This window comes from Pectobacterium sp. CFBP8739, assembly GCF_013449375.1.
Classification (GTDB): domain Bacteria; phylum Pseudomonadota; class Gammaproteobacteria; order Enterobacterales; family Enterobacteriaceae; genus Pectobacterium.
The window spans coordinates 330,011-341,906 of sequence record NZ_JACDRR010000010.1 but is presented as its reverse complement, the minus strand read 5'-3'; the positions used below and the strand labels follow the sequence as shown (position 1 = coordinate 341,906).

The window sequence follows — 11,896 nt, the reverse complement described above, 5'->3', positions numbered from 1 at the left end:
CGCGTGTGCGGGGAACACTATCTCTAAGCTGCAACACGAGATGGACGCGACGGTTTATCCCCGCGTGTGCGGGGAACACATTTCTATGTTTTTAAATCAGCGGGCGCGTGACGGTTTATCCCCGCGTGTGCGGGGAACACGGCACCACGTAAACCAGCCCGCCGCGAGCGGGCGGTTTATCCCCGCGTGTGCGGGGAACACTGCGTCATTTAATGTGTCTGATGGTGCCAGTGCGGTTTATCCCCGCGTGTGCGGGGAACACCCTCTCATAACCCTAGCATTTGGGGCGATAACCGGTTTATCCCCGCGTGTGCGGGGAACACTACTCGACCGATGACAGTAACGATGACGGTCGCGGTTTATCCCCGCGTGTGCGGGGAACACTTGTCGGTGTCGAACTGGAACCAGTCAGCGGGCGGTTTATCCCCGCGTGTGCGGGGAACACGTGCCTCCATCGCTGGGAAAGAAGTGATCGCTCGGTTTATCCCCGCGTGTGCGGGGAACACTTATTCCTAATGCTGTTTGTGAATCGCGGGTTCGGTTTATCCCCGCGTGTGCGGGGAACACCGCCGGATGATCTCGCCACACATAGCCGATCTCGGTTTATCCCCGCGTGTGCGGGGAACACCGAACCCTGAGCATCGATATTCACCTGCGCTACGGTTTATCCCCGCGTGTGCGGGGAACACGTAGAGGTGGCATGCCCACGGTTCAAGCCGATCCGGTTTATCCCCGCGTGTGCGGGGAACACTTATCCGCAATCAATAACCGGGACGGTAAATCGGGTTTATCCCCGCGTGTGCGGGGAACACTGCGGCATTGTCATCGGAACGCCTTTAGCGTGCGGTTTATCCCCGCGTGTGCGGGGAACACGTGGTCAATCAGGAATAGGCGGAAGTCGGTCTCGGTTTATCCCCGCGTGTGCGGGGAACACCCGTTCCTGTATCGTCAAAGGTGATTTTGCCGCGGTTTATCCCCGCGTGTGCGGGGAACACGCAAGATTAGTTACGTTGCTCACCGCGCGCCTCCGGTTTATCCCCGCGTGTGCGGGGAACACATGCTATCGGGTTCCTTGAGCCAGCCCATAATGCGGTTTATCCCCGCGTGTGCGGGGAACACGGAAATGACCATCTCCGACACGAAAAAGGATTACGGTTTATCCCCGCGTGTGCGGGGAACACTGCCGTGGATATCAGTTCGAAATCGGCAAGACCGGTTTATCCCCGCGTGTGCGGGGAACACCTCGCTATACGGTGGTCAGCCGTGTTACCGCACGGTTTATCCCCGCGTGTGCGGGGAACACGACGCAGTAGCCAATTCTGCATCGGTAGGGGACGGTTTATCCCCGCGTGTGCGGGGAACACTATCGAAACAGCGCCGACTATGAAGAAGCCTGCGGTTTATCCCCGCGTGTGCGGGGAACACGTACGCATAAGAGCCGACTTTTTTTAACTCGGCGGTTTATCCCCGCGTGTGCGGGGAACACGCGCCAGTGTCGATGTAGTTTAGATTCCAAACCGGTTTATCCCCGCGTGTGCGGGGAACACAGACATTCGGCTTAATCTCATCTGCTCTATTTCGGTTTATCCCCGCGTGTGCGGGGAACACGTATATCACATACCCAACTCTATTAATGTTTGCGGTTTATCCCCGCGTGTGCGGGGAACACTGTCAGATTGCACCCGATTTCACGCGCCCAGCCGGTTTATCCCCGCGTGTGCGGGGAACACAACCATTGCCGGATCTGGCTGCTGTTCCTGTGCGGTTTATCCCCGCGTGTGCGGGGAACACCTTATGTGTCGTACTTTTTCTAGAAAGATAGGCGGTTTATCCCCGCGTGTGCGGGGAACACTATCGACGTTAAAGCCCCTGTGAGTCCATCCACGGTTTATCCCCGCGTGTGCGGGGAACACGTTCGGCTCAGGCCGACGTTAGACCAACGAACCGGTTTATCCCCGCGTGTGCGGGGAACACGTCATCAGGTTATCGAACGCGGCATTAATGCGCGGTTTATCCCCGCGTGTGCGGGGAACACTCTGTTCCTTTGAAAACTTAAGCATATTAACCCGGTTTATCCCCGCGTGTGCGGGGAACACGCTTACAAATCGCATCGTCGCACACCCCCGCCCGGTTTATCCCCGCGTGTGCGGGGAACACATTGTGTCCATGCTGGTGTTGTACGCGTCGGCCGGTTTATCCCCGCGTGTGCGGGGAACACTCAGCAAGAAGGGGTGAGTATTACGACCACGCCGGTTTATCCCCGCGTGTGCGGGGAACACTTCCTTGGCTTCTTAGTTTTCCTTCCTCGATAGCGGTTTATCCCCGCGTGTGCGGGGAACACAGCAATGGCTGAATTAAGAGCGGGAAGGCTGGCGGTTTATCCCCGCGTGTGCGGGGAACACCGCACTCCATCAATTCCGGTTCAAGATATTGGCGGTTTATCCCCGCGTGTGCGGGGAACACAGACACTTCTCGCGCAATAATATCCAGCGCATCGGTTTATCCCCGCGTGTGCGGGGAACACGCTGTGGCGTTAGCGGAATCCTCAAGGTACGACGGTTTATCCCCGCGTGTGCGGGGAACACGTGCGGGTTCCACGCATGACAGCAGAAAAACCGCGGTTTATCCCCGCGTGTGCGGGGAACACTTTCATGAAATGCCATTAGTTTTTCTCCATTTCGGTTTATCCCCGCGTGTGCGGGGAACACTCTAAGTATAGAGACTTGTTTTATAAAATTTTTTCCAGCATAAAGAATCCTACCGATTTTCCCACACCGGTATATATCTATAACTCATTGATTATCAATAGATAAAAAAAGACAAATCGCGTTCCACTCTATTCTACCAAATTACGATAATTTTCTTTTAGAATTCAATAGGCTAACACGGTGAAAGCACGCGGTGTGCTTCTATATCTGACAGGTGTTGAGAATATCCTGAGACACTCCCACTGGTTTTAAAACGAATAACGCTGGATGTTGTTGTTACCAATCTGGTCAGAACCTAACAAATAAAGTAGGGTTCTAATTTATTGCGCCAGATTTGTGAGAATTCCCAATGCCTGTACCGGATTTTTATGGCGAGCTTCCTGCTCGCCATTCAAGTGTTATTTACTGCGGCGTTCGCGTACCGCAGACGCTAACTGACGCAGCAGGGATTCCGTATCTTCCCAACCAATACACGCATCGGTCACGCTGCGTCCATAAACCAGCGGTTCACCACTTTCCAGACTCTGGTTACCTTCAACCAGATGGCTTTCCACCATCACGCCCATAATCGCTTTGTCGCCCTGAGCGATCTGCCCACTGACGTCAGTACAGACATCCATCTGCTTTTTAAACTGTTTGCTGCTGTTAGCATGGCTGAAATCGATCATGACCTGCGGTGTCAGACCCGCTTTTTCCAGACCAATTTTTACGTCTTTCACGTGCTCAGCGCTGTAGTTTGGCGTTTTTCCGCCGCGCAAAATGATGTGGCAATCGTTGTTACCGCTGGTGTTCACGATAGCCGAATGTCCCCATTTGGTCACAGACAGGAAGCAGTGCGGTGCGCTAGCGGCGTTAATCGCGTCAATCGCAACCTTGATGGTACCGTCGGTGCCATTTTTAAAACCAACAGGACATGACAGGCCAGAGGCCAATTCACGGTGTACTTGAGATTCTGTTGTACGGGCACCGATTGCACCCCAGCTCATCAAATCCGCCAGGTATTGCGGGGTGATCATATCTAGGAATTCACCCGCCGCCGGCAAACCGGTATCATTAATTTCCAGCAACAGCTGGCGCGCAATGCGCAAGCCATCATTGATCTGGAAGCTGTTGTCCATGCGCGGATCGTTGATGAGCCCTTTCCAGCCAATTGTGGTACGGGGTTTTTCAAAATAAACCCGCATCACGATTTCCAGATCGGCGCTCAGCTCATCACGCAGTGTTAGCAGACGCGCAGCGTACTCTTTTGCCGCTTTTGTATCGTGAATCGAACAAGGACCAATCACCACCAGCAGGCGATCATCATTGCCGTTAAGTATTTTATGGATGGCAGTACGTGCGAACGATACCGTTTCCGCTGCCTTCTCCGTGGCTGGAAACTTTTCTAACAAAGCAACCGGCGGCAAAAGTTCATTAATCTCTTTAATTCTTAAATCATCATTTTGGTAATTCATAAATAAATCCATCGGTTCCGAAACGGTATGTTAACCCATCCAATACGCGCCATCCCGCCCGTGCAGGTAGCCTGATAAACGGGATGTTTCATATTGAAGATTGATTATTATATGTCAAGCTGGTGTTATCAGGACGCTGAAATCAACGGGATTTACGCGATCAAATGCTCTCAGATGTCCTATCCGTCCTATTTTCACCAGAAAATACCTCAACCGACAGTTCGGTGAAACACAAGATAGGTTTTCTCTACGGGTTTCAGTAAAGTGGAATAAAACCGCAACTCAGGGTGATCTATGGCACATAACCACAGCCACACGGAATCAGGTAACAGTAAACGTCTGCTGGCCGCATTTATCATTACCGCCACGTTTATGGTGGCAGAAGTCATTGGTGGCCTACTATCCGGCTCCCTCGCTCTGCTTGCAGATGCAGGTCATATGCTGACAGACGCCGCCGCGCTGTTTGTCGCACTTGTCGCCGTGCGTTTCGCGCAACGTAAACCCAATGCGCGCCATACCTTCGGCTATTTACGGCTCACGACCCTCGCCGCGTTTGTAAACGCACTAATGCTAATACTGATTACCGCCTTCATCTTCTGGGAAGCTATCCAGCGTTTCTATGAGCCTCAGCCCGTTGCAGGCATCCCCATGTTGCTTGTCGCCGTTGCCGGATTGCTAGCAAACATCGTGGCGTTTTGGCTATTACACCACGGCGGCGGAGAGAAAAATATTAACGTCCGTGCGGCAGCCCTGCACGTATTGGGCGATCTGCTCGGCTCTGTCGGCGCGATTGTCGCAGCCATTATTATCCTTTATACCAACTGGACGCCTATCGATCCAATTCTCTCTGTTTTAGTGTCATGTCTGGTGCTGCGCAGTGCCTGGGCGTTATTGAAAGAGAGCATTCACGAACTGTTGGAAGGCACTCCCACCCAACTTAGCGTTGAGGTTTTGCAGAAAGATCTGACGCTGAATATTCCCGAAGTCAGAAATATTCATCATGTTCATTTATGGCAGGTTGGCGAAAAGCCGATGATGACGTTGCATGCGCAGGTGGTTCCCCCGCACGATCACGATGCGCTATTAAGACGTATTCAGGAATATTTACTGAAAAACTACCAGATTGGACATGCGACGGTGCAGATGGAATATCAACGCTGTGATGATGACCACTGCGATTTCCACCATCATGAAAGCCATCATTCGACAAACCATGAGGTAGAGGGTCACCACCACAAGCATTAAAGTTGGATTACGCGCCTTGTGAAACGGTACTGACGCGGTTTTCCTGTGCGCTCTTAATCCATAGCCAGGAACCATTCAGGGCGATCAGCGTCAGGATCGCGTACTCCACCGCCATCGCATAGACGCCCTGATAAGCAAAAATCACCACGCTTATCACATCAATCACTACCCACAGCAGCCAGTTTTCGACGTATTTACGCGTCATCAGGATCATCGCTACGATCGACAACACCATCATGGTGGAATCCCAGAACGGGAACGCATCCGGCTGGAGGGTCGGCACTTGTACTGCCAGCCCCAGTCCCTGCATACCAGAAACAGCAATGCGCGTCAGCACAGCGAATACCGCATCAATGTAGAACGTCATCAAGCCAATCGCGACAATACAGGCCACCGACCAGCCAATCAGCTTCTGCATCGGCAGCCAGCGGATACGTAGCTCCACTTCCTGCGAATCCGTCTTGCGCGTCCAAGCATACCAACCATAAATATTGGCGGCAAAGAAGAAGATTTGCAGCAACAGGCTGGCGTAAAGCTGAATCTGAAAAAAGATCACGGCAAACAGCGTGACGTTAATCAACCCAAACAGGTAGTTGATGGTTTTTTCCTGACTCGCGAACCAAATACACAACAGGCCAAACAGCGTACCCATCGCCTCAATCCAGGAAAGATCGTATCCCCCTTCCCCCAAAGGAATATGAATTAAAATATTACTGGTACTAAAAAAATCCATCTCACCACCCTGTCTCATTATGTAAAAAAATGCTATCAAGATGCCCAAGATCTCCGTCAGGCATTCCCTTTCACGCGCAATTTTAGTGAAGCAGCAAAATCCAGCATGCGATTCAGAGGGATTAACGCGCCTTCTCGCAGGGCTGCATCAACATGAATCTCATGTGCGTCACCGCCCTGCTCCAGACCATTAGCAATCGCCTCTAGCCCGTTCATCGCCATCCACGGACAGTGGGCGCAACTGCGACAGGTTGCCCCTTCGCCCGCGGTGGGCGCTTCTAGCAATGTTTTCTCTGGGCAGGCCTGCTGCATCTTGTAGAAAATACCGCGGTCAGTCGCCACAATCAGTTCGCGCTGCGGTAGCGTTTTCGCCGCCTGAATCAGCTGACTGGTCGACCCAACGGCGTCAGCCATCTCTACCACACTCTGCGGCGATTCTGGATGAACCAAAATGGCCGCATTCGGGTACAGAATCTTCATGCGCTTCAGCGCCTGCGTTTTAAATTCGTCATGCACAATGCACGCGCCCTGCCAACACAGTACATCCGCCCCTGTCTGCTTTTGGACATAGCTTCCCAGGTGACGATCCGGCGCCCAGATAATTTTTTCTCCCAGGCTATCCAGATGCTCGATCAACTCTACTGCGATACTGGACGTGACCACCCAATCGGCACGCGCTTTTACCGCCGCAGAGGTATTGGCATAAACGACGACAGTTCGATCCGGGTGTGCATCGCAAAAACGGTTGAACTCTTCGACGGGACAGCCGAGATCGAGTGAGCATTCGGCTTCCAGCGTAGGCATCAGAATCGTCTTTTCTGGATTGAGTATCTTGGCAGTTTCCCCCATGAAGCGGACACCTGCCACCAGCAGCGTCGATGCCGAATGGGTGCTACCGAATCGCGCCATTTCCAGCGAGTCCGCCACGCAGCCGCCCGTTTCTTCCGCCAGCGCCTGAATTTCAGGATCGGTATAGTAGTGCGCGACCATGACAGCATTTCTTTCCCGCAGCAGTGTTTTTATCCTGCTACGATAGTGCTGTTTTGCATCAGCCGATAATGGCTTCGGTTTCGGCGGAAACGGATAAATGGTCTCATTGCTATCAAAAAGGGTACTCATATGGATTTCCACGATGACAACTCGGGTTGTAACACCAGATACTCATTAATCATCAGCACTGACGTTTTTTATCCTAAACAAAATACCGAAAATAATGCCTAAAGTCGCGGTGTTTTTTCCATAAAACCTGTAATTCTGTTTACTATGCTTAAAATCGTGAGATGGAATGCGTAAGTGGCATGACTTGTAGAAAGTAGAAAAGAGATAAGGAGAGGACATGAGGCTAGCCAAGAGCATCAGCCCGCAAGGAAAGCCTATTTATGTCTGTAGCAAAAGCGTGCCACTGACCGATCAGGAAGTAACACAAATCTTTAGCGGCGACATGCCTTCGATCGTCAGCCGCTAAGATGCTGCGCTTTAGGCGAAGAAGCGATGCCAGTACAGAGAGATAGGAATAACCAGAACCAACGCAGGCAGGAAGTTCACCACCGCAAATGATTTGATCTGCGCGATCCGTAGCCCTACCGCAATCATGATAACCCCGCCACAGGCAGAAAAATCACCCATCGTGATATCTGTCATAAAAGGCATAATCAATTTGGCGGAGAAGAACAACAGCGTCTGGACAATAATCTGCGGTATCGCAATCGACATCACGGCAAGGCCAAGCGTGATGGAGAAAATCAGCGCGGTGAAAATATCCAAAGCAGATTTTATGATCAGCAGTTGATAATCGCCAGTTAGCCCTTCCGTCAACGCCCCAACCACACCGGTCCCACTGGCACAAAACAGGACGATTAACGCGGTAAAATTCTGAGTGTAGACATCCTGCGGCAAGCGGTGCTCCTGTGCAGGCAGCACGCGGTTTAATCCCTTCTGAATCATCGTGCCAGCCCACTGCACACCGGATTCCATGCGGAGCAGCTCGCCTAACGCCACGCCAATCACGATAGCCAGCGCTACCGCAGGCAACTGTTGGACTTTAACAACCAGCGTGATCCCCATTGCAATCGACACCATCGCAAACGCTGGCGGCAACCCATCTTGCAAACGCTGAGGGATAAAGCGACGTAAAGCAATACCCAGCCCGCTACCAATCAAGATAGCGGCACCATTAATCAACGGACCAATCATATATCTTCCTAAACAGGGTTACAGGCGCGTACCTGTGACAGTGACTCCATTCCCGCTCGATAGGATGAGAAAACAGTTCCTGACGGGTTATATAGTCTATGGAGAGAGGTAAACGCCTAATATACTCCAAAGACTGAACAAGCTGGGAATGATAATGAGTTTTATCGTATCGACATGACACGCGCTCTGTGGCTTAAAGTGGATTTATTTGAGCAAGGGATACTACTGCTGAAATGGTGGGTCGTGCAGGATGACTCGGCCTTTGGCCTCGCCCCTTTGGGGTCAACGCAGTCGCGTTGTTGTCTCGCTTCGCTCGGCTCGAACCTGCGACCAATTGATTAAAAGTCACTATATACATTATATGGATTAAGAGAGAAGCAATGATTGTGTAATGAGGAATTAAACTACTAAGGGATGGTGGGTCGTGCAGGATTCGAACCTGCGACCAATTGATTAAAAGTCAACTGCTCTACCGACTGAGCTAACGACCCGCAATGCGGAACTGCTTGATGCTTATTAACTTAACACTCTTCTTGAAATTGGTAGATCGTGCAGGATTACTCGTCCTACGGACTCGCCCTTCGGGCCAACGCCTTCGCGTTGTTCAAAATCGATACTGCCGATTTTGTCGAACCTTTCGGTTCTCATCCTTCACGATTCAAAATCAATTATCACATTTGAAATTGGTGGGTCGTGCAGGATTCGAACCTGCGACCAATTGATTAAAAGTCAACTGCTCTACCGACTGAGCTAACGACCCAATTTCATGCTGCTTTAGCGTTTTGCTGTTTGCCTTGGCAACGGCGGCACATATTACTGATTTAAATTTTCAGCGCAACCTATTTTCTTAAAAAACTGTTTGATTGCTTACTCTTAAGACGTTTGGGCACAAAAATCGCTCATACCGCGCAATTTTTGTGCCAATTAATACGTATTACGACCCAGCCAAACGCTTTTGCGCCTGCTTTGCACTTTCTGTATTGGGGTACATTTTTACTACTTGCTGGTAAACAGCCTTGGCTTTATCTGCCTGACCTTTTTCCTGCATGATCACCCCAACCTTCAGCAAGGCTTCGGAACTTTTTGGTGACTTGGGATAATTTTTAACAACGTTGGCGAAATAGTACGCCGCATCGTCCTTTTTCCCCTTGTTGTAATTCAACTGACCAAGCCAATAGTTAGCATTAGGTTGATACGTTGAATCGGGGTACTTTTTGACGAATGCCTGAAATGCGCTAATCGCCTGATCGTACTGTTTTTTCTCCAGCACAAGCGCGACTGCGGCATTGTAATCCGTATTCGCATCACCCGTACTGGCCGGTGCCGCCGTATTGGCCGCACCGGTATCAGTACCCGCAGCAGCGGCAGGTGTGCCGTCTGTCGTCGGTGTAGAAGAGGATTGCGAACTTAATCCATCAATCTGCTGATAGATCTGCTTCTGCCGTTCAACAACCTGATTCAACTGATACTGACTTTCCTGAATCTGCCCACGTAGGCTATCAATATCACGCTGATTGTCAGAGATCTGTTGCTGAAGTTGGGTTAAAAGCTGACTGTGAGCGTTAGAAATACGCTCCAATTGAGTGACGCGGTCTTCGACCGAGCCTGAGCCGACATTACTGATTGGCGCTTGGGCAGTAGCGGCCCAAGGGACCGCTACGCCAACCAGTAACGACAGACCCAACAAGTGACGTCTGAAGTTACTGCTCATGCGATTCTCTTAATATACCAGAACGGCACGACGGTTTTTGGCATACGCCGCTTCGTCATGACCGAGAACAGCTGGTTTCTCTTTACCGTAAGAAACGATAGAGATCTGATCGGAAGAAACGCCTTTACCTTGCAGGTACATTTGTACCGCGTTGGCACGACGCTCACCCAGAGCGATGTTGTATTCTGGCGTACCGCGTTCGTCCGCGTGACCTTCGATAGTCACTTTGTAAGACGGGTTGCTACGCAGGAATGCAGCGTGGGCGTCCAGCATCTGAGCGAATTCAGAGCTCACATCGTACTTGTCCAGACCGAAGTAAACGATGTTGTTGCGCTGTAATTCTTGCATCTGCAAACGCGCTTGCTCAGAAGAAGACATGTTGCCGCCATCCATCATACCGTTGTTGCCAGCACCCATGGAAGATTGGTCATTGTCCGCATTCTTGTTGGAGCTACAAGCGGCCACTGCCAGTACCGGCAGAGCCAACATCAGGCCTTTCAGCACTTTATTGAATTGCATTTCTTATGTCCTTTGACGAGTTTATTGTACATATCTGTACTTATAGATACGGCGACCAGGCAGGGAATTTAACCTGTCCATCAGTAGCCGGAAGACGCGCTTTGAAACGCCCATCTGTCGAAACCAGCTGTAGCACTGACCCCAGCCCTTGTTTAGAGCTGTAGATCACCATCGTGCCATTCGGTGCGATACTTGGCGTTTCGTCTAGGAACGTGTCCGTTAATACTTGTACGGCACCCGTTACCAGATCTAGTTTGGAAATATGCTGAGCTCCACCATTAGAGCCAACCGTTACCAAAAATTTCCCGTCGGCGCTAACATCAGCATCCTGATTCTGGGAACCTTCCCAGGTCAAACGCTGTGGTGCACCGCCGTTAGCATTAACTTTGTAAACCTGAGGACGACCAGCCTGGTCTGAAGTATAGGCCAAGGTCTGGCTGTCAGGGAACCACGTTGGCTCCGTATTATTGCTACGGCCATCCGTCACCTGGCTGATTTGCCCCGATCCCAGATTCATGACATACAGGTTCAGGCTACCGCTCTTGGAGAGCGCGAATGCCAGTTTGCTGCCATCAGGAGAGAAAGAAGGCGCGCCGTTGTGACGTGGGAAAGAAGCAACCTGACGGATCGCACCATTTGCCAGCGTCTGGATAACCAGCGCAGAGCGGCCACTTTCAAACGTGACATAAGCGAGTTTGCTACCGTCAGCAGACCAAGCCGGAGACATCAGCGGCTGTGGTGAACGGTGAACCACAAATTGGTTGTAACCATCATAGTCCGCAACGCGCAGTTCATAAGGGAACTGACCGCCGTTGGTCTGAACAACGTAAGCGATACGGGTACGGAATGCACCTTTGATACCGCTCAGTTTCTCAAACACTTCATCGCTGGCCGTGTGTGCAGCATAGCGCAGCCATTGCTTGGTGACTTTGAACTGATTCTGAGCCAGAACGCTACCTGGGTTACCCGAGGTATCGACGAGCTGGTAAGAAACCAGATAGCTGCCATCGGCGCTCGGTTGAACTTGGCCAACCACAACCGCATCGATACCCAGTGCCGTCCATGCAGCAGGCGTGACCTCAGACGCCGTCGCAGGCTGCTGTGGCATGCGGTTTGCGTCGATCGGGTTAAATTTGCCGCTGTTGCGTAAATCAGCACCCACTATGCCGCCTACGTCTTCAGGCGCAGCGCCCGTCCCTGCCCATTTGAACGGAACCACACCGATAGGACGCGCAGAGTCTACCCCTTGGGTAATCTCTATACGTACTTCTGCGTGCAGCGCCGCTGCCCATAGCATTAAAAAGCTTAATGCAACTTTCAGTACTTGCTTCATC

Annotated in this window: 9 protein-coding genes, 2 tRNA genes, 2 other RNA genes and 1 CRISPR repeat array; of the genes, 2 read left to right on the top strand and 11 right to left on the bottom strand. The window is 51.5% G+C overall.

The window, feature by feature from the left end:
* Positions 1-50 precede the first annotated feature (50 nt).
* A CRISPR array of direct repeats spans positions 51-2,708; the repeat unit is 29 nt; unit sequence CGGTTTATCCCCGCGTGTGCGGGGAACAC.
* Between the two features lie 398 nt (positions 2,709-3,106).
* Entirely contained in the window at positions 3,107-4,162 is a 1,056-nt protein-coding gene (gene aroG, locus H0247_RS10040) for a 3-deoxy-7-phosphoheptulonate synthase AroG (protein WP_180742397.1), read from the bottom strand.
* Positions 4,163-4,456: 294 nt separating this feature from the next.
* Between aroG and zitB the strand changes: the two genes are divergently transcribed.
* A complete protein-coding gene (gene zitB / locus H0247_RS10035) occupies positions 4,457-5,407 on the top strand; it encodes a CDF family zinc transporter ZitB (RefSeq protein ID WP_180742396.1) in 951 nt (316 codons plus the stop codon).
* A gap of 7 nt (positions 5,408-5,414) precedes the next feature.
* Here the strand turns inward: zitB and pnuC are convergent, their stop codons facing one another.
* Both pnuC and nadA read right to left on the bottom strand, forming a co-directional pair.
* Positions 5,415-6,140 (bottom strand): nicotinamide riboside transporter PnuC, encoded by a 726-nt coding sequence (gene pnuC, locus H0247_RS10030; protein ID WP_180742395.1) that lies wholly within the window; start codon positions 6,138-6,140, stop codon positions 5,415-5,417.
* Positions 6,141-6,196: 56 nt separating this feature from the next.
* The gene (gene nadA / locus H0247_RS10025; protein ID WP_180742394.1) at positions 6,197-7,258 is read right to left on the bottom strand and encodes a quinolinate synthase NadA; all 1,062 of its coding nucleotides are present in this window, start codon (positions 7,256-7,258) and stop codon (positions 6,197-6,199) included.
* Between the two features lie 217 nt (positions 7,259-7,475).
* On the opposite strand from nadA, the gene H0247_RS19825 reads away from it, so the two are divergent.
* On the top strand, positions 7,476-7,604 hold the full coding sequence (locus H0247_RS19825) for a hypothetical protein (protein WP_255433928.1): 129 nt from the start codon (positions 7,476-7,478) through the stop codon (positions 7,602-7,604).
* 11 nt (positions 7,605-7,615) lie between these two features.
* Here the strand turns inward: H0247_RS19825 and H0247_RS10020 are convergent, their stop codons facing one another.
* The 8 genes from H0247_RS10020 to tolB form a co-directional block, all read right to left on the bottom strand.
* Entirely contained in the window at positions 7,616-8,332 is a 717-nt protein-coding gene (locus H0247_RS10020; RefSeq protein WP_180742393.1) for a DUF554 domain-containing protein, read from the bottom strand.
* Between the two features lie 234 nt (positions 8,333-8,566).
* A non-coding RNA gene (locus tag H0247_RS10015) (RtT sRNA) lies at positions 8,567-8,695 on the bottom strand.
* Between the two features lie 52 nt (positions 8,696-8,747).
* Positions 8,748-8,823, bottom strand: a tRNA-Lys gene (locus H0247_RS10010).
* A 49-nt stretch (positions 8,824-8,872) separates the two neighbouring features.
* Positions 8,873-9,001, bottom strand: a non-coding RNA gene (locus H0247_RS10005) — RtT sRNA.
* A gap of 15 nt (positions 9,002-9,016) precedes the next feature.
* Positions 9,017-9,092 (bottom strand) — tRNA-Lys (locus H0247_RS10000).
* Between the two features lie 174 nt (positions 9,093-9,266).
* On the bottom strand, positions 9,267-10,043 hold the full coding sequence (cpoB, locus tag H0247_RS09995) for a cell division protein CpoB (RefSeq protein WP_180742392.1): 777 nt from the start codon (positions 10,041-10,043) through the stop codon (positions 9,267-9,269).
* Between the two features lie 9 nt (positions 10,044-10,052).
* Positions 10,053-10,562: a peptidoglycan-associated lipoprotein Pal gene (pal, locus tag H0247_RS09990; protein WP_010299226.1), complete on the bottom strand. Its 510-nt coding sequence runs from the start codon at positions 10,560-10,562 to the stop codon at positions 10,053-10,055.
* A gap of 40 nt (positions 10,563-10,602) precedes the next feature.
* Complete coding sequence (tolB, locus tag H0247_RS09985) at positions 10,603-11,895, bottom strand: Tol-Pal system beta propeller repeat protein TolB (RefSeq protein WP_180742391.1); 1,293 nt, start codon at positions 11,893-11,895, stop codon at positions 10,603-10,605.
* Position 11,896 lies beyond the last annotated feature (1 nt).

Bases quoted from the DNA above. Each gene is read 5' to 3' on its own strand.
- tolB (WP_180742391.1), bottom strand. From the start codon at position 11,895: ATGAAGCAAGTACTGAAAGTTGCATTAAGCTTTTTAATGCTATGGGCA.
- H0247_RS10020 (WP_180742393.1), bottom strand. From the start codon at position 8,332: ATGATTGGTCCGTTGATTAATGGTGCCGCTATCTTGATTGGTAGCGGG.
- nadA (WP_180742394.1), bottom strand. From the start codon at position 7,258: ATGAGTACCCTTTTTGATAGCAATGAGACCATTTATCCGTTTCCGCCG.
- pal (WP_010299226.1), bottom strand. From the start codon at position 10,562: ATGCAATTCAATAAAGTGCTGAAAGGCCTGATGTTGGCTCTGCCGGTA.
- zitB (WP_180742396.1), top strand. From the start codon at position 4,457: ATGGCACATAACCACAGCCACACGGAATCAGGTAACAGTAAACGTCTG.
- pnuC (WP_180742395.1), bottom strand. From the start codon at position 6,140: ATGGATTTTTTTAGTACCAGTAATATTTTAATTCATATTCCTTTGGGG.
- H0247_RS19825 (WP_255433928.1), top strand. From the start codon at position 7,476: ATGAGGCTAGCCAAGAGCATCAGCCCGCAAGGAAAGCCTATTTATGTC.
- cpoB (WP_180742392.1), bottom strand. From the start codon at position 10,043: ATGAGCAGTAACTTCAGACGTCACTTGTTGGGTCTGTCGTTACTGGTT.
- aroG (WP_180742397.1), bottom strand. From the start codon at position 4,162: ATGAATTACCAAAATGATGATTTAAGAATTAAAGAGATTAATGAACTT.